14 protein-coding genes are annotated in these 17,939 nt (G+C 73.0%); 11 read left to right on the forward strand and 3 right to left on the reverse strand.

The genetic code is table 11. From position 1 onward, the window contains the following. Positions 1 to 54: 54 nt before the first annotated feature. The 9 genes from HS045_RS32165 to HS045_RS32205 all read left to right on the forward strand — a co-directional run bounded on the left by HS045_RS32165 (position 55) and on the right by HS045_RS32205 (position 10,497). Positions 55 to 1,566: a sugar ABC transporter ATP-binding protein gene (locus HS045_RS32165; RefSeq protein WP_196455396.1), complete on the forward strand. Its 1,512-nt coding sequence runs from the start codon at positions 55 to 57 to the stop codon at positions 1,564 to 1,566. Then, positions 1,563 to 2,615: an ABC transporter permease gene (locus HS045_RS32170; RefSeq protein WP_196455397.1), complete on the forward strand. Its 1,053-nt coding sequence runs from the start codon at positions 1,563 to 1,565 to the stop codon at positions 2,613 to 2,615. Before HS045_RS32165 ends, HS045_RS32170 begins: the two co-directional genes overlap by 4 nt. Beyond that, positions 2,612 to 3,610: a galactofuranose ABC transporter, permease protein YjfF gene (gene yjfF, locus HS045_RS32175; protein ID WP_196455398.1), complete on the forward strand. Its 999-nt coding sequence runs from the start codon at positions 2,612 to 2,614 to the stop codon at positions 3,608 to 3,610. The genes HS045_RS32170 and yjfF overlap by 4 nt, the downstream gene beginning before the upstream one ends. Positions 3,611 to 3,662: 52 nt before the next feature. Beyond that, positions 3,663 to 5,357 carry a ribulokinase gene (gene araB, locus HS045_RS32180; protein ID WP_196455399.1) on the forward strand — a complete coding sequence of 565 codons (1,695 nt, stop codon included), beginning with the start codon at positions 3,663 to 3,665 and terminating at the stop codon, positions 5,355 to 5,357. A 73-nt stretch (positions 5,358 to 5,430) separates the two neighbouring features. Further along, on the forward strand, positions 5,431 to 6,114 hold the full coding sequence (locus tag HS045_RS32185; protein ID WP_196455400.1) for an L-ribulose-5-phosphate 4-epimerase: 684 nt from the start codon (positions 5,431 to 5,433) through the stop codon (positions 6,112 to 6,114). A gap of 25 nt (positions 6,115 to 6,139) precedes the next feature. Continuing rightward, the gene (gene araA, locus HS045_RS32190) at positions 6,140 to 7,645 is read left to right on the forward strand and encodes an L-arabinose isomerase (RefSeq protein ID WP_196455401.1); all 1,506 of its coding nucleotides are present in this window, start codon (positions 6,140 to 6,142) and stop codon (positions 7,643 to 7,645) included. Between the two features lie 74 nt (positions 7,646 to 7,719). Continuing rightward, positions 7,720 to 8,685: a TIGR03557 family F420-dependent LLM class oxidoreductase gene (locus tag HS045_RS32195; protein ID WP_196455402.1), complete on the forward strand. Its 966-nt coding sequence runs from the start codon at positions 7,720 to 7,722 to the stop codon at positions 8,683 to 8,685. Between the two features lie 252 nt (positions 8,686 to 8,937). Further along, the gene (locus HS045_RS32200) at positions 8,938 to 9,345 is read left to right on the forward strand and encodes a YciI family protein (protein WP_196455472.1); all 408 of its coding nucleotides are present in this window, start codon (positions 8,938 to 8,940) and stop codon (positions 9,343 to 9,345) included. 6 nt (positions 9,346 to 9,351) lie between these two features. Beyond that, positions 9,352 to 10,497, forward strand: a complete 1,146-nt coding sequence (locus HS045_RS32205) for an RNA polymerase sigma factor (RefSeq protein ID WP_196455403.1) — start codon at positions 9,352 to 9,354, stop codon at positions 10,495 to 10,497. A gap of 92 nt (positions 10,498 to 10,589) precedes the next feature. On the opposite strand, the gene HS045_RS32210 is transcribed toward HS045_RS32205, so the two are convergent. Together HS045_RS32210 and HS045_RS32215 are read right to left on the reverse strand one after the other, a co-directional pair. Further along, positions 10,590 to 12,530, reverse strand: a complete 1,941-nt coding sequence (locus HS045_RS32210; protein ID WP_307827821.1) for an ABC transporter ATP-binding protein — start codon at positions 12,528 to 12,530, stop codon at positions 10,590 to 10,592. Further along, a complete protein-coding gene (locus HS045_RS32215) occupies positions 12,527 to 14,293 on the reverse strand; it encodes an ABC transporter ATP-binding protein (protein WP_196455404.1) in 1,767 nt (588 codons plus the stop codon). The genes HS045_RS32210 and HS045_RS32215 overlap by 4 nt, the downstream gene beginning before the upstream one ends. Positions 14,294 to 14,572: 279 nt before the next feature. Between HS045_RS32215 and HS045_RS32220 the strand changes: the two genes are divergently transcribed. Beyond that, positions 14,573 to 15,559: a RimK family alpha-L-glutamate ligase gene (locus HS045_RS32220; protein WP_196455405.1), complete on the forward strand. Its 987-nt coding sequence runs from the start codon at positions 14,573 to 14,575 to the stop codon at positions 15,557 to 15,559. 33 nt (positions 15,560 to 15,592) lie between these two features. Then, the gene (locus HS045_RS32225) at positions 15,593 to 17,047 is read left to right on the forward strand and encodes a carboxylesterase/lipase family protein (protein WP_196455406.1); all 1,455 of its coding nucleotides are present in this window, start codon (positions 15,593 to 15,595) and stop codon (positions 17,045 to 17,047) included. 82 nt (positions 17,048 to 17,129) lie between these two features. Here the strand turns inward: HS045_RS32225 and HS045_RS32230 are convergent, their stop codons facing one another. Then, a complete protein-coding gene (locus HS045_RS32230) occupies positions 17,130 to 17,924 on the reverse strand; it encodes an SAM-dependent methyltransferase (RefSeq protein ID WP_196455407.1) in 795 nt (264 codons plus the stop codon). Positions 17,925 to 17,939: the final 15 nt, after the last annotated feature.

Consider the following 17,939-nt stretch of genomic DNA (forward strand, 5'->3'; position numbering starts at 1 on the left):
TGCGGACTCGCACTCCGCGAGCGGCCCACTTCCCCGAGAGGAAGGGACGCCGCAATGGCACCCCCCGCCCCGATCCTGCAGATGAGCGGGATCTGCAAGGAGTTTCCCGGCGTGAAGGCGCTGTCCGGCGTCGACTTCCGGCTCCTCCCCGGAGAGGTGCACGCGCTGATGGGAGAGAACGGCGCAGGCAAGTCGACCCTGATCAAGGTGCTCACCGGCGTCTACGCCATCGACGGCGGCCGGATCACCCTGGAAGGCGAGGACGTCGCCTTCACCGGCCCCCTCCAGTCGCAGCAGGCCGGGATCAGCACGGTCTACCAGGAGGTCAACCTCTGCGCGAACCTCTCGGTCGCGGAGAACATCTTCATCGGCCGTGAGCCGCGCCGGCTGGGCCGGATCCAGTGGAAGCGGATGCGGCGGCGCGCCACCGAACTGCTCGCCGGACTCGACCTCGACATCGACGTCTCGGCGCCGCTGTCCTCCTACTCCCTGGCCGTCCAGCAGATGGTGGCCATCGCCCGCGCGGTCGACATCTCCGCCCGGGTGCTCATCCTCGACGAACCGACCTCCAGCCTCGACAGCGGCGAGGTCGAGCAGCTCTTCCGGGTGATGCGCCGCCTCAAGGCCGAGGGCATCGCCATCCTGTTCGTCTCCCACTTCCTCGACCAGATCTACGAGATCTCCGACCGGATGACGATCCTGCGCAACGGCAGCCTGGTGGGGGAGTACCTCACCAGCGAGCTCGGCCAGGTCGAACTGGTCGGCAAGATGATCGGCCGGGAGCTGGCCGACCTGGAGAAGCTGGAGGACAGGCCGCCCGCGCGGACGAGCGAGCCGCTGGTGGAGGCCGAGGCGCTGGGCCGCGGCGGAGCCATCGAGCCGTTCACGCTGACCGTGCACAAGGGCGAGGTGGTCGGCCTGGCCGGCCTGCTCGGCTCGGGCCGTACCGAGATCGCCCGGCTGCTGTTCGGCGCCGACCACGCGAGCACCGGCGCGCTGCGGATCGACGGCGAACCCGTCACCCTGCGCACCCCGCGCCTGGCGATGAACCGCGGGATCGCGTTCTGCTCGGAGAACCGCCGGGCCGAGGGACTCGTCCCCGACCTCACCGTCCGGGAGAACATCGTCCTGGCGCTGCAGGCGATGCGCGGCTGGAGCCGGCCGATCCCCCGGCGCACCCAGGACGAACTGGTCGACAAGTACGTCGCCGCGCTGAACATCCGCCCGGCCGACCCCGACCAACTGGTCAGGAACCTCAGCGGCGGCAACCAGCAGAAGGTGCTGCTGGCCCGCTGGCTCATCCTCGAACCCCGCCTGCTCATCCTGGACGAACCCACCCGCGGCATCGACGTCGGCGCGAAGGCGGAGATCCAGCGCCTGGTCGCCGAACTGTCCGACGGCGGCATGGCCGTGCTGTTCGTCTCCGCGGAGCTGGAGGAGGTCCTGCGCCTCAGCCACAAGGTCGCCGTGCTGCGGGACCGGAGGCTGGTGGCCGAACTGCCCAACGACGACGGCCTCACCACCGGAGTGATCATGGAGACCATCGCGAGCGGAGGCCGCTCATGACGGCGCTCGTCCGGCACCGGCTCTTCTGGCCGGCCGCCGTCCTGGTCCTGCTGCTGGCGGCCAACGTGGCCTTCACGCCGGGCTTCCTGTCCATCGAGATGAAGGACGGCCACCTCTACGGCAGCCTCATCGACATCTTCCGCTTCGGCGCGCCGCTGATCCTGGTGGCGATCGGCATGACGCTCGTCATCGCCACCGGCGGCATCGACCTGTCGGTCGGCTCGGTGGTGGCCATCTCCGGCGCCCTGGCCTGCCTGCACATCAGCGGCCTGCCCGACCAGAACGACGTGGGCGGCGTGCTGGCCGCCGTCGGGCTGGCCCTGGGCCTGGCGCTGGTGCTGGGCGCGTGGAACGGGTTCCTGGTCGCCGGCGTCGGCATCCAGCCGATCATCGCGACGCTGATCATCATGGTCGCCGGGCGCGGCCTCGCCCAGCTGATCACCGACGGGCAGATCGTCACCGTCAACAGCGACTCCTACAAGCTCATCGGCGGCGGCTACTGGCTGACGCTCCCGTTCGGCATCCTCATCGTGCTGGCCGTCCTGGCGCTCACCGCGTTCCTCACCCGCCGCCTGGCCCTGGGGCTGCTGGTGGAGTCCATCGGCGGCAACGCCACGGCGAGCCGGCTGGCGGGCATCCGCTCGCGCGGGCTGACGGTGGCGGTCTACGCCTTCTGCGCCCTGTGCGCGGGCATCGCCGGGCTGATGATCAGCTCCAACGTCTCCAGCGCCGACGGCAACAACGCGGGCCTGTGGATCGAGCTCGACGCCATCCTCGCCGTGGTGATCGGCGGCACCTCCCTGATGGGCGGCCGGTTCTCCCTCGGCGGCACCGTGCTCGGCGCGCTGGTCATCCAGACGCTGACCACCACGATCTACTCCATCGGCATCCCACCGGAGACCACGCTGCTGTTCAAGGCGCTCGTCGTGACCGTGGTGTGCCTGGTGCAGTCCTCCGCCTTCCGCGAGAAGGTCTTCCAGCGCCGCGGGCGCCGCCGACCGGCCGCGCCCCGGGCCACCGACGACGAGAAGGTGGAGGTGCCGGCATGAGCTCGGACATCCTGACCTCCGCCCGGCTGCGGCTGCCCGGCCGCCTCCGGAGCGCGTACATCCCCGTCCTGGCGACGGCCGGCCTGCTGGCGGCGATGTTCGTCGCCGGAGGCGTGCGCTACGAGGGGTTCGCCAGCGGGCAGGTCGTGCTCAACGTCTTCATCGACAACGCCTTCCTGCTCGTGGTCGCCGTCGGCATGACCTTCGTGATCCTCACCGGCGGCATCGACCTGTCGGTCGGCGCGGTCGTGGCCCTGTCCACGATGGTCTCGGCGAGCCTCATGACCGACCACGGCTGGCCGCCGCTGCTGGTGGTCCCGCTCGTGCTGCTCATCGGCTCGGTGCTCGGCCTGGCGATGGGCTGCATCATCCACTACTTCGAGATCCAGCCGTTCATCGTCACGCTGGCCGGCATGTTCCTGGCCCGGGGCCTGTGCTATGTGATCGGCACCGAATCGATCTCGATCACCGACCCGGACTACACGGCCGTCGCCCAGGCGCGGATCGCGCTGCCGGGGGAGATGTCCGTCTCGGTGAGCGTGCTGATCGCCGTGGCGGTGGCCGGCGCCGCGGCGTACGTGCTGCACTACACCCGTCTGGGGCGCAACGTCTACGCGATCGGCGGCAGCGAGCAGTCGGCGCTGCTCATGGGCCTGCCGGTGGCCAGGACGAAGATCGCGGTCTACACGATCAGCGGCTTCTGCTCCGCGCTCGGCGGCGTGCTGTTCTCGCTCTACACGCTCTCCGGTTACGGTCTCAACGCGCTGGGTATGGAACTGGACGCGATCGCCGCGGTCGTCATCGGCGGCACCCTGCTGACCGGCGGGTCCGGTTACCTCGCGGGCACCGTTCTCGGGGTGCTGGTGCTCGGTCTGATTCAGACGATCATCAGTTTCGAGGGCACCCTCAGCTCCTGGTGGACCAAGATCTTCATCGGGCTGCTGCTCTTCGCCTTCATCCTGCTCCAGCGCCTCATCTCCGCGCGCCGGGCGTGATCCGTCCGCTGCGGAGCCGTGCCTCGTGAACCCTCTGAACAGGAGAGACATTGTGAACGTTAACAACGATCAATACGTCGTCGGGGTCGACTTCGGCACCCTGTCCGGCCGTGCCGTGGTGGTCCGGGTCGCCGACGGTGCCGAGATGGGCAGCGCGGTGCACGAGTACCCGCACCGGGTGATCGAGGACCGGTTGCCCGGCACGGACGTGCGGCTGGGACCGGCCTGGGCGCTGCAGTCGCCCGAGGACTGGCGCGAGGTCCTGCGCACCGCCGTGCCGGAGGCGATCATCGTTTCGGGGATCTCCCCGGCGCAGGTCGTCGGCATCGGCACCGACTTCACCGCCTGCACGGTGCTGCCGGCCACCGCCGACGGCACCCCCCTGTGCGAGACCGAGGGACTGGCGGCCCGGCCGCACGCCTGGCCGAAACTCTGGAAGCACCACGCCGCCCAGCCGCACGCCGACCGGATCAACGCCGTCGCCGCCAAGCGGGGCGAGACCTGGCTGCCCCGCTACGGCGGGAAGATCTCCTCGGAGTGGCACTTCGCCAAGGCGCTGCAGGCGCTGGAGGAGGACCCCGAGGTCTACGCCGCCGCCGACCACTGGATCGAGGCCGCCGACTGGATCGTCTGGCAGCTGACCGGCGTGCAGACCCGCAACGTCTGCACGGCCGGCTACAAGGCGATCCGCCAGGACGGGGCCTACCCGTCCGACGACTTCCTGGCCGAGCTCAATCCCGCCCTGGCCGGTCACACCGGCAAGCTCGGCCCGGAACCGGTGCCGCTCGGCGGCCTCGCGGGCACGCTGTCCGCGACGGCCGCCGGGTGGACCGGACTCCCCGAGGGCATCGCGGTCGCCGTCGGCAACGTCGACGCGCACGTCACCGCCGCCGCCGCCGACGCCGTGCGGCCCGGCCAGATGGTCGCGATCATGGGCACCTCGACCTGCCACATCATGCCCTCCGACAGCCTCGCCGAGGTTTCCGGCATGTGCGGCGTGGTCCGCGACGGGATCGTGCCGGGGCTGTGGGGCTACGAGGCGGGCCAGTCCGCCGTCGGCGACATCTTCGGCTGGTTCGTCGACACCTGCGTGCCCGGGTCCTACGAGCGGGAGGCCGAGCGCAAGGGCGTCTCGGTGCACGAGCACCTGACCGCCCTCGCCGCCGAGCAGGCGGTCGGACAGCACGGCCTGGTGGTGCTGGACTGGCACAACGGCAACCGGTCGGTGCTCGTCGACCACGACCTGTCGGCGGTGGTCGTGGGCCAGACGCTCGCCACCCGCCCCGAGGACACCTACCGGGCGCTCATCGAGGCCACCGCCTTCGGCGCCCGCACGATCGTGGAGGCGTTCGAGTCCTCCGGCGTGCCGGTGCGGGAGTTCGTGGTCGCCGGCGGCCTGCTGAAGAACCGCTTCCTCATGCAGGTCTACGCCGACGTGCTGCGCCGCCCGCTGTCGGTGATCGGTTCCGAGCAGGGCTGCGCGCTCGGCTCGGCGATCCACGCGGCCGTCGCCGCCGGGGCCTACCCCGACATCACCGCCGCCGCCGCGGCGATGGGCAAGCGCACCGAGGCCGCCTACCTGCCCGACCCCGGCCGGGCCGACGCCTACGACCGGCTGTACGCCGAGTACCGCCGCCTGCACGACCACTTCGGCCGGGGCGAGGAGCCCGCCGGCGGTACCGCCGGCAACGACGTCCTGCACCGGCTGCGGGCCCTGCGCAACGAGGCCGGCGGGGCGAGCGCGTGACCCCCGTCCGGCACCCCGACCTCCGATCCACCGAGTCACGCCGGTCCCCGCGGCCGGCCAGGGAGAACCCATCATGACCTCCGCCACCACCGGCAGCGCCGCCAGTGCCGTCAAGGCCCTGCGGGAGACCGTCTGCCGCCTCCACTCCGAGCTGGTCCGCTACAACCTCGTCGCCTGGACCGCCGGGAACGTCTCCGGCCGGGTGCCCGGCGAGGACCTGTTCGTCATCAAGCCCAGCGGCATCTCCTACGACGACCTGACGCCCGAGTCGATCGTGGTGTGCGACCTCGACGGCAACCTGGTCGAGGGCGAGCTCGCCCCGTCCAGCGACACGGCCGCGCACGCCTACGTCTACCGCGCCATGCCGCACGTCGGCGGCGTCGTGCACACCCACTCGACCTACGCCTCGGCCTGGGCGGCCCGCGGCGAGGCGATCCCGTGCGTGCTCACCGCGATGGCCGACGAGTTCGGCGGGGAGATCCCCGTGGGGCCGTTCGCGCTGATCGGCAACGACGACATCGGCAAGGGCATCGTCGCCACGCTGGAGGGCCACCGCTCTCCGGCGGTGCTCATGCAGAACCACGGGGTGTTCACCATCGGCAAGGACGCCCGCGCCGCGGTGAAGGCCGCCGTCATGTGCGAGGACGTCGCCCGGACCGTGCACGTCGCCCGCCAGATCGGCGAGCCGCTGCCGATCGCCCAGGCCGACATCGACCGCCTCCACGACCGCTACCAGAACGTGTACGGCCAGCGCTGAACCGCACGGACAAGGAGTCTGAACAATGAAGTCCCTCAACGGCCGCGAGATCTGGTTCCTCACCGGGAGCCAGGGCCTGTACGGCGAGGACACGCTGCGCCAGGTGGCCGAGCAGTCCCGGCGGATCGCCGAGGCGCTGAACGACGCCGAGACCGTGCCGTTCCGCGTGGAGTGGAAGCCGGTGCTCACCGACGCCGACGCGATCCGGCGCATCTGCCTGGAGGCGAACGCCGACGACGCCTGCATCGGCGTCATCGCCTGGATGCACACGTTCTCCCCGGCCAAGATGTGGATCGCCGGGCTGGACGCGCTGCGCACCCCGCTGCTGCACCTGCACACCCAGGCCAACATGGCGCTGCCCTGGGACTCCATCGACATGGACTTCATGAACCTGAACCAGGCCGCCCACGGCGACCGTGAGTTCGGGTACATCCAGTCGCGGCTCGGGGTGCCCCGCAAGACCGTCGCCGGGCACGTCAGCGACCCGTCGGTCGCGGCCCGGATCGGCGCCTGGGCCCGCGCCGCGGCCGGCCGCGCCGAGGTCGGCTCGCTCCGGCTGGCCCGCTTCGGCGACAACATGCGGGACGTGGCCGTCACCGAGGGCGACAAGGTCGAGGCGCAGCGGCGCTTCGGCGTGTCGGTCAACACCTACGGGGTCAACGACCTGGTCGCCGCCGTCGACGCCGCCTCCGACGCCGAGATCGACACGCTCGTCGCCGAGTACCAGGACGCCTACACGGTCGCGCCCGAACTGCGCTCCGGCGGCGAGCGGCATGACTCGCTGCGCTACGCCGCCCGCATCGAGCTGGGCCTGCGCGGCTTCCTGGAGGCGGGCCGGTTCGGCGCGTTCACCACCAACTTCGAGGACCTCGGCGGCCTGCGGCAGCTGCCCGGCCTGGCCGTGCAGCGGCTGATGGCCGACGGGTACGGCTTCGGCGGCGAGGGCGACTGGAAGACCTCGGTGCTGCTGCGCACGCTCAAGACGATGGCGGCGGGCCTGCCCGGCGGCACCTCGTTCATGGAGGACTACACCTACCACCTGAACCCGGGCCAGGAGCTCATCCTCGGCGCGCACATGCTGGAGGTCTGCCCGACGATCGCCTCCGGCACGCCGTCGTGCGAGATCCACCCGCTGAGCATCGGCGGCCGGGAGGACCCGGTCCGACTCGTCTTCGACGCCGAGCCCGGCCCCGCGGTGGTGGTGGGCCTGGCCGACATGGGCGACCGGTTCCGGCTGGTCGCCAACGAGATCGACGTCGTCGAGCCCGCCGCGCCGCTGCCCAACCTGCCGGTGGCCCGCGCGGTGTGGCGGCCCCGCCCCGACCTGCGCACCTCCGCCGAGGCCTGGCTCACCGCCGGAGCCCCGCACCACACCGTGCTGTCGGCCGCCGTCGGAGCCGAGGAGCTCACCGACTTCGCCGACATGCTCGGCGTCGAGCTGCTCGTCATCGACGCCGAGACGACCTCCCGGCAGTTCGCCAAGGAGCTGCGCTGGAACCAGGCCTACCACCGCCTGGCCCAGGGGTTCTGACCGCCGCGTCGCGACCGGTCCCGCCCGCCCCGGCCCCGGGGGGATTCGGGGGGAGGGGCGGGTAGGAGCCGGGCATGACGCGAATCGGATACACGATGATGGGCGAGCAGACGCCCGCCCGGCAGCTGGTGGACGACGTGGTCGCGGCCGAGCGGGCCGGGTTCGACTACGCGGTCGCCTCCGACCACTACTTCCCGTGGCTGGAGGAGATGGGGCACTCGCCGTACGCCTGGTCGGTGCTCGGCGCGGCGGCGTACGCCACGGAGAACCTGCCGCTGATGACCTACGTGACCTGCCCGATCATGCGCTACCACCCGGCGGTGGTGGCGCAGAAGGCGGCCACGGTGGGGGTGCTGTCCGGCGGCCGGTTCACGCTCGGGCTGGGCGCGGGGGAGAACCTCAACGAGCACGTGATCGGCCAGGGCTGGCCGCCCGTCAACACCCGGCACGAGATGTTCCGGGAGGCCATCGAGATCATCAAGGGCCTCTTCGAGGGCGGCTACTTCACCTACCGGGGCGAGTACTTCGACGTCGACTCGGCCAAGCTGTTCGACCTGCCCGAGCAGCCGGTACCGCTCGCCATCGCCGCCTCCGGCACGCAGTCCGGGGACATCGCCGCCCGGTACGGCGACGCGCTCGTCGCGGTGGACCCGGACACCGACCTGGTGCGCTGGTTCAACGACTCGCGCGGCCAGGGCAGGCCGGTCTACGGCCAGCTGGCGATCAGCTACGACCCCGACCGCGACGCGGCGGTGGAGCGCGCGCACCGGCTCTGGCGCTGGGCCCTGCCCGGCTGGAAGGTCATGGCCGAGCTGCCCGCGCCGGTCAACTTCGCCGCCGCCGCCGCGACCGTGCGCCCGGAGGACGTCGCGGAGAAGATCCCGTGCGGCGCCGACGTGGAGGCGGTCGTCGAGGCCGTTCGCGCCTACACCGACGCCGGGTTCACCCACGTCGCGCTGGTCCAGATCGGCGCCGAGCACCAGCGCGCGTTCATCGAGTGGTCGGAGAAGGAGCTGCTGCCCGCCCTGCGGCGGGGGTGAGGGGCCGTACAGGGCAGCCGTAGGCACGCCGGGCGCCGTCGGGAATCACGTGCAGGATGCGGGGGCGGTAGTGGATGTCGTGGTTCCACCGCTTGCCGTCGTCCACCGCCATGTGATCATCTTGCCGGATGCGGTGGTGTCATCGGAATCCGCCGGGAAAACATCGCGGTGGGATGTCGAGAATCCGAGCGCGGCTCCGTCCCCGCAGTGAACACGGCCACAACGGGCCGCACCGGCACCAAGGAGAACACGATGGCCAAGTACCTGTTGCTCAAGCACTACCGCGGCGCCCCGGCTCCGGTCAACGACGTGCCGATGGACCAGTGGACGCCGGAGGAGATCTCGGCCCACCTGCGGTACATGCACGACTTCGCCGCCCGGCTGGAGGCCACCGGCGAGTTCGTCGGCGGCCAGGCGCTCTCCCCGGAGGGCACGTTCGTCCGCTACGACGGCGAGGGACGGCCGCCGGTCACCGACGGCCCGTTCGCCGAGACCAAGGACCTGATCGCCGGCTGGATGGTGATCGACGTCGAGACCTACGAGCGGGCGCTCGAACTGGCCGGCGAGCTGTCCGCGGCTCCGGGGGCGGGCGGGAAGCCGATCCACGAGTGGCTCGAGGTGCGCCCGTTCCTGGCCGCGCCCCCGACCATCACGGAGTGACGCACGGTGGACGAGGCCCTGCTCCGGACCCTCACCCCCGCGGTGATCGGGATCCTCGTCCGCCGCGGAGCCGACTTCGCGGCGGCCGAGGACGCCGTGCAGGACGCCCTGACCGAGGCCGTGCGCACGTGGCAGGCCGACCCGCCGCGCGACCCCAGGGGCTGGCTGGTCACCGTGGCCTGGCACAGGTTCCTCGACGCCGCCCGCGCCGACGCCTCCCGGCGGCACCGGGAGGTACGCGTCGAGCACGAGCCCGTTCCCGGCCCGGTTCGGGCGACGGACGACACGCTCCGGCTGTACTTCCTGTGCGCGCACCCGTCCCTGACGCCGGCCTCGGCCGTCGCGCTCACCCTGCGCGCGGTCGGCGGCCTGACCACGCGCCAGATCGCGCAGGCCTACCTCGTGCCGGAGGCGACCATGGCCCAGCGCATCAGCCGGGCCAAGCGGACCGTCTCGGATGTCCGGTTCGACCGGCCCGGTGACGTGGCCACGGTGCTGCGCGTGCTCTACCTGGTCTTCAACGAGGGCTACTCCGGCGACGTCGACCTCGCCGCCGAGGCGATCCGGCTCACCCGGCGGCTCGCGGCCGCGATCGACCACCCCGAGGTGGCGGGGCTGCTCGCGCTCATGCTGCTCCACCACGCGCGGCGTCCGGCACGGACCGGCCCCGACGGCAGGCTCGTGCCTCTCGCCGAGCAGGACCGCGGCCGGTGGGACACCCGCCTGATCGCCGAGGGCGTCGACGTGCTCCAGACGGCTCTGGCCCGCGACCGCCTGGGCGAGTTCCAGGCCCAGGCCGCCGTCGCCGCGCTGCACGCCGACGCCCGGACGGCCGAGGAGACCGACTGGGTGCAGATCGTCGAGTGGTACGACGAACTGGTGCGTCTCACCGGCAGTCCGGTGGTCCGCCTCAACCGGGCCGTCGCGGTCGGTGCGGCCGACGGCCCGCGGGCCGGCCTGGCCGCCCTGGCAGGGCTCGATCCCGCTCTGCCCCGCCACGCCGCCGTCGCGGCGTACCTCCACGAGCGCGACGGCGACCCGGCGACGGCGGCGCGGCTGTACGCCGAAGCCGCCCGGTCGGCGCCCAGCCTCCCCGAACGCGACCACCTCACGCGGCAGGCCGCACGGCTCAACGCGCGACTGCGCGGCTGAGCGGCGCGGCACGATCGTTCGAGCAGGCCGCCGCGGCGGGGAGCGCGCCGTCCCGGTTCCAGTGGGACGGCGCGCTCAGCGGGACGGCGCCCTCAGCCGGACGGGCGCGGCAGGTCCGAGATGCTGTCCAGCCAGGCCCGGTGCAGCCCGGCGAAGCGGCCGGCCCGCGCGATGAGCGCCTCCGGCGGGCCGTCCTCCACGATCGTCCCGCCGTCCATCACGAGGACCCGGTCGGCGGTCTCGACGGTCGAGAGCCGGTGGGCGATGACCAGGGCGGTCCGGCCCGACAGGATCGTCCGCATGGCCCGCTGCACCAGCCGCTCGCCGGGGACGTCCAGGCTGGAGGTCGCCTCGTCCAGGACCAGCACGGCGGGATCGGCGAGGAAGGCGCGGGCGAACGCCACCAGTTGCCGCTGCCCCGCCGACAGCCGCCCGCCCTGCTTGCCGACGGGCGTGTCGTAGCCCTGCGGGAGCGCCGCGATGAAGTCGTGGGCGCCGACGGAGCGGGCCGCCTCGACGACCTCGTCCATGGCGGCGTCCGGCCGGCCGAACCGGACGTTGTCCGCGACCGTGCCGCTGAACAGGAAGTTCTCCTGCGTCACCACGACCACCGCGGCGCGCAGCGCGTCCTCGCCGAGGTCGCGCAGGTCGACCCCGTCGAGCAGCACGCGGCCGGCGACCGGGTCGTAGAACCGGGCGACCAGCTTGGCCAGCGTGGTCTTGCCGGCCCCGGTCGCGCCGACCAGCGCCACGACCTGGCCCGCCGGGATCTCCAGGTCCATCCGGGACAGTACCGGGGTGCCGTCCCGGTAGGAGAACTCCACCCCCTCGAACCGGATCGCGCCCGCCGGACGCTCCAGCGGGACCGGCTCGCGCGGCTCGGCCACCGCGGGCCGCTCCTCCAGCACGCCGGAGAGCTTCTCCAGCGCCGCCCCGGCCGACTGGAAGGTGTTGTAGAACTGGCTGATCTCCTGCATCGGCTCGTAGAACTGGCGCAGGTAGAGCAGGAACGCGGCGAGCACGCCCACCGTCACCGAGCCGCCGGAGGCCAGCAGGCCGCCGTAGAAGAGCACGGCGGCGGTCGTCACGTTCCCGATGAGCTTGACGCCGGGCATGAAGACCGCGATCAGGTGCATGCTCCGCACGTTGGCGTCCCGGTAGTCGGCGTTGAGCCGGGAGAAGATCTCCTGGTTGCGCGGCTCGCCGCGGAACGCCTGGACCGCCCGGATTCCGGTCATCGACTCCACGAAGTGGACGATCACCAGCGCCACGGTCTCCCGGGTCCGGCGGTAGGCGAGGCTCGACTGCCGCCGGAACCAGCGGGTGAACAGCAGCAGGACCGGCAGCGGGAGGAGGGCGACCAGTCCGAGGCGCACGTCCAGGAAGAGCAGCACGGCCGCGGTGCCGACGAGGGTCAGCACGGCCGTGACGAGGCCGTCGAAGCCCGACTGCAGCATCTCGGAGATGGCGTCGATGTCGGAGGTCAGCCGGGACACCACCCGCCCGGAGGTGTAGTCGTCGTGGAACGACAGCGACAGCCGCTGGAAGTGGCGGAAGACCCGCCGCCGCAGTTCCAGGATGATGCGCTGGCCGATCCGGCCGGACATCCCGAGGAACGCCCGCCGGGTCGCCGCCTGCACGACCGCCGCGGTCAGCAGCGCCGCCACGACCGTCACCAGCGCGGCCGGCCCCTCGCCCGCGGCCATGGGCGGGATGCCGGCGTCGATGCCCACCTTGACGAGGTAGGGGATGGCGAGCGCGGCCACGTTGCTGACCACGATGAGCGCGACCAGCACCGCGATCCGCCTGCGGTACGGCCGGAGCAGGTCGCCCAGCAGCCGCCGGGAGCGGTCCCGCAGCAGGAGCGACACCTGCTCCGGGATCTCGTCCCGGTCCTCCGCGGCGACGCCGCGCCAGTCCCGCACCATGCCCGCGGTGCCCGCGGTGCCCGCCGTACTCGTCGCGCGGGCCGGGTCCGTCGCGCGGGCCGGGTCCGCCGTGCCTGCCGGATCCGCCGTGTCCTGTCCGCTCACCGCAGTGCCCCCTCTGCGTCCACGTCGTCGTCGAAGTCGTCATCCAGGCCGCCGCGGTCGTCCGGGTCCTCCTCCAGACCGGCGGAGAGCAGCGCGCGGTACTCCGGCACGCTCGCCATCAGCTCCTGGTGGCGGCCGACGTGCGCGATCGTGCCGCCGGACAGCAGGGCGACCCGGTCGGCGATCAGCACGGTGGAGGCGCGGTGCGCGACCACGATCCCCGTGGTGTCCCGCAGAACGTGCCGCAGGGCCTCCTCCACCAGGGCCTCGGTCTCGACGTCGAGCGCCGAGAGGGTGTCGTCCAGCACCAGGACCCTGGGCCGGGACAGGACCGCGCGGGCCAGCGCCAGGCGCTGGCGCTGGCCGCCGGACAGGGACATGCCCTGCTCGCCGATCCGGGTCTCCAGCCCCCACGGCAGCCGGTGCACGAACTCCGCCTGGGCGACCCGCAGCGCCGCCTCGATCTCCTCCTCGGCGGCGTCCGGCCGGCCCAGCGTGAGGTTCTCCCTGACGCTCATGGAGAACAGGGTCGGCTCCTCGAAGGCCGTGGCGACCATCGAGCGCAGCGCGGGCAGCGACAGGTCGCGCACGTCGTGGCCGTCGATCGTGACCCGGCCCGCGGTGACGTCGTGCAGCCGGGGGACCAGGGCGGTCAGCGTGGTCTTGCCCGAACCCGTCGCGCCCACGACCGCGACCGTCTCGCCCGGCCGAACCTCCAGCCAGACGTCGCGCAGCACCGGCTCCGCGGCGCCGGGGAAGCGGAACTCCGCGCCCTCGAAGCGCAGGTGCCCGCTCGGCCGCCCGACCGTCCGGGCGCCTCCGACGATGGTGGGCTCGACGTCCATCACCTCCATCACCCGGTCCGCCGCGGTCATCGCCTCCTGCGCCATCGCCAGGATGAAGCCGAGGGCCGAGATGGGCCAGACCAGCTGGAGCATGAGCGTGGTGAAGGCCACCAGCGTGCCCAGCGACAGCGTGCCCGAGCCCACCGCCAGCGCGCCGAGCAGCAGTACGGCGGCCAGCGTGACGTTCGGGATCACCTCCAGGAAGGTGAAGAACCTGGCCGAGAGCCGCACCTTCTCCATCGCGGTGCGGTAGACCTCGCGGGCCCCGGCGTCGAAGGCGTCGTAGACGTGCCGGCCGCGGCCGAAGGCCTTGATCGTGCGGATGCCGGCCGCCGACTCCTCGACGACGGTGGCCAGGTCGCCCTGCTGGTCCTGCACCCGGCGCGAGACGTCGATGTAGCGGCGCTCGAAGCGCAGCGAGGTGACCACCACCGGGACCGCCGACGCGGCGACCAGCAGGCCGAGCGGCCAGTGCATCTGCAGCAGCAGGACGGTCACCGTGAGGATCTGCACGGTGATCAGCACGAGGAAGAGCATGCCGAAGCCGAGGAACCGCCGGATCGTCGACAGGTCCGTCGTCGCGCGCGACAGCAGCTGGCCGGACTGCCAGGCGTTGTGGAAGGCCATCGGCAGCCGCTGCAGGTGCCGGTAGAGGTCGTCGCGGATCCGGGTCTCCAGGCCGATGACGGCGTCGGCCAGCAGCCGGCGGCGCACCAGGACGAGCAGCGCCTCGACCGCGCCCAGCGCCAGGGCGAGCAGCGCCAGGGGGAGCAGGCCCGCCGTGTCGCCCCGGGCGACGGGGCCGTCGACGACCTCCCGGCCGACGAGCGGGATGACGATCCCGATCCCGGTTCCCAGGAAGGAGGCCGCCCAGATGACGGCCAGGCGGGTGGAGTAGGGGCGGAGGTAGGTCTTCATCCGCCACAGCGAGCGCATCCCGGCCAGAGGCCGGCTGCGGGGTCGTGGTCGCCGGGTCGCTCGTTCCGGCTCGGTGGCGACGGTATCCGGAGGTTCGGGGGACATCGTCAGGCGGCACGCTCCTCACGGGTCTCGGTTGACGGCCGGTCACCACGGGCGGTGAAGGGCCCGTTCAGGCTAAGCAGCCCGTCAACCGGTTTTCCGCGGGAGAGAAGCGTTCATATCAGACAATGAGTGACTCTATGTAATCAGGGCAGTACATAGAGTATGAAAAACGGAGTGAACGGTTCGGGGCTCCGATTGTTGATCATAATTGGCGACGGTCCCGCGAATGATGACATCACGTATCTGGAAGAGGGGGCGCGGCGGCGCGGGCACCTGCCGCTCGTCGTCTCCTGGAGCGAACTGAGCGTGGCCCTCGACGAGCGGGGACCGAGGCTCTGCGCCGACGGGCTCCCGCTCGCGGTGGACGGGATCATCCACCAGATGTCCACCGACGCCCTGCCGGGGCTCACCGTCCTCGGCGCGGTGGAGGACCGGATCGCGCACCTGAACTCCACCGCCGCCGTGCTGCGGTCGGCCGACAAGTTCGCCACGCACGTGCGTCTGGCCGCGTACGGCGTCCCGACGCCCGCCACCGCCTTCTGCCCGGGCGACCGCGAGCTCAGGATCTTCGCCCGGACCTACGGCTACCCCGTCGTGCTCAAGCAGCCGGACGGAGCGCGCGGCGCGGAGGTCGCCCTCGCGCGCGGGGAGGACGAGCTGATCGCCAAGGCGGAGTCGATCCGGGGCCGGGGGAGGCCGCTGCTCGTCCAGCGGTTCGTCGCCGAGGCGGCCGGGCGCAACCACCGGGTGGTCGTCGTCGGCGGCCGGTTCGTCGCCGCGGTCGAGCAGACGGGCCGGCCGGGCGACTTCCGGTCCAACGGGCCGGGGGACGTGTGCCGCCCGGCCGCCCTCACCGCCGACGAGGTGTCCGTCGTGGAGCGCACGGCCCGCGCGGCGGGGCTCGACCTGATGAGCGCCGACCTGCTGCGCGGACGCGACGGCCCGGTCATCCTGGAGACCAACTCCTTCCCCGCCTTCGGCGGGTTCGGCCACGTGGACCTGCGGGACCCCGTCCTGGACCTGATCGAGCGCAAGGCCGCCGCCCACCGGACCGGCACGGCCGTCCCGGTCGCGCTGCCGGGCCGCCGGCCGTTCCCCCGGGAGGAGCGCGTGCCCTCCGCGCCCCTCACGGGGGAGGAACCCGTCACCGCGCCGGCCTGATCCGCCGCCCGCCGGGCGGGTAGACAGCGCTACATGGACCCCCAGGCGGTGACCACGAGCGGACGGGTGCGCGGGCGCTGGAGCGGCGGGGTGGCCGAGTTCCTCGGCGTGCCCTACGCCGCGCCCCCCGTCGGCGCGCTGCGCTTCGCAGCCCCGGTCCCGCCGCCGCGCTGGGACGGGGTGCGGTGCTGCCGCAGCCACGGGCCCACCGCGCCCCAGCCGCGGGGCGGCGCCGGGGACGTGCCCGAGCCGCTCGTCGCGGGCGACGGCTTCCTCAACCTCAACGTCCGCACGCCCGACCCGGGCGCCGCCGGGCTGCCGGTGCTGGTGTGGATCCACGGCGGGGCCTTCGCCACGGGCGGCAACACCGGCCCGTGGTGCCGCGGCGCCTCCTTCGCCCGCGCGGGGGTGGTGTTCGTCGCGATCAACTACCGCCTGGGCGTGGAGGGGTTCCTGCCCCTGGACGACGCCCCGGCCAACCTCGGCGTGCTCGACTGGATCCGGGCGCTCACCTGGGTCCGCGACAACATCGCGGCCTTCGGCGGCGATCCCGGCAACGTGACCGTCGGCGGGCAGTCCGCCGGCGGCCAGGCGAGCGTGACCCTGCTCGCGGCGCCCGCCGCCGCCGGGCTCCTGCACCGCGTGATCGACATGAGCGGCGGATCGGTGACCTGGGAACCGGCCGGACCCGCCCGGGAGGCGGCCCGCGCGCTCGCCCGCCGCCTGGGCGTGCCGCCCGTACGGGAGGCGTTCGCGGCGTTCACCCCGGCGGAGCTGGTCGCGGCGTACGGCTCGCTCGGCTCGGGCGAACCGGACCCCGGGCCCCTCGGCGCGGTCTTCGGGCCGGGCCCCACGGGCTTCAACCCGGTCAACGACGGCGAGGTCGTGGCGCGCAGCCCGTACGCCATGATCCAGGACGGCTCGGCCCACCCGGCCGCGCTGCTCGTCGGCACCACCCGGGAGGAGTTCAACGCGCTGGTGCGCTCGCGGTCCGCCCCGCCCGGCGAACGGGAGTACGGCGACGCCCTGCGCGCGCTCGGCGCCGGGCCCGAGGCGCGGCGGTTCTACGAGGAGCGGCTGCCCGCCGGCCCGGAGGTGCTCGGGCAGATCCTGACCGACCGGCTCTTCCGGGTGCCGGCCCTGCGCCTGGTCCGGGCCTGCGCGGCCGCCGGGCGGTCCGTCCACGCCTACGAGTTCCGCTGGCGCTCGCCGGTGCGCGGCGGCGTCGTGGGAGCCGGCCACTGCGTCGAGCTGCCGTTCGCCTTCGACGACCTGGGCGCGGAGGGGGTGGACCGGGTGTGCGGCCCCCGGCCCCCGGCCGACCTGGCCCGCGCCATGCACACGGCCTGGACGGGGTTCGCGGCCACCGGTGATCCCGGCTGGCCACCGTACGGCGGGCCCGGCGGAGCGGTCCGGATCTTCGACGACCCCGGCTGTCTGGCCCGCGACCCGCTCGCCGCCGAGGGCCGCCTGTGGCGGGACCTGTGAGTGCGCCGCGCAGGTTCCGGCCCCGTCGCCGCGGCGCCCGGACGCGGTCGGCGACCTCGCGCTCCGCCCCGGGGCCGCGGCCTCAGGGCTTGCGGCCGAGCCCGCCCACGATGCGCAGCCCCGTGTCGGGCTCGTCGAACTCGGGACGCCAGTGCTGCACGGGCACCAGACCGGGCTCGACCAGGTCGAACCCCTCGAACAGGGCCAGCACCTGCTCGTGCGTGCGGAAGGTCGGCTGCGCGGGTGAGCCCGCGGTGGCGGCCTTCAGCTGCTCGATCGCCTCCGGCGTGCTCTCGGCCGTTCCCGCGGAGAGCAGCAGATGGCTGCCCGGCGCCATGCGGTCGCGGAAGGCCCGGACGACGCCGGGCGCGTCCTCCTCCTCGGCGATGAAGTGCACCACTCCGACCAGCAGGACGCCGACGGGCCGGGAGAAGTCGATGAGGCCGGTGATCCGCGGGTCGCCGAGCACGCTCTCCGGGTCGCGGACGTCGGCCTCCACGCTGACCAGGCCGTCCTCCACGGCGAGGATCACCTCGTTGTGCAGGGTGACCACCGGGTCGTGGTCGACGTAGGCGACGCGGGCGTCGGGATGCGTCTCCCGGGCGATCTCGTGCACGCTGGGGGAGGCGGGGATGCCCGCCCCCAGGTCGAGGAACTGCCGGATCCCCTGCGCGGCCATGAGGCGGACGGCGCCGGCGATGAAGCGCCGCTGCGCCTGGGCCAGGAGCCTGCTGTCGGGGGCGACCGCCAGCAGGCGGGCGGCCACGTTCCGGTCGATCTCGAAGTGGTCCTTGCCGTCCAGCAGGTAGTTGTAGACCCGGGCGGCGCTCGGCACGCCGGGGTCGACACCGGTGGGAACGCGGGACGGCTCGACCACGGAATCGGGCTCCTT

It is taken from the genome of Planomonospora sp. ID82291 (genome assembly GCF_015711645.1).
In the GTDB taxonomy this organism is placed as follows: Bacteria; Actinomycetota; Actinomycetes; order Streptosporangiales; family Streptosporangiaceae; genus Planomonospora.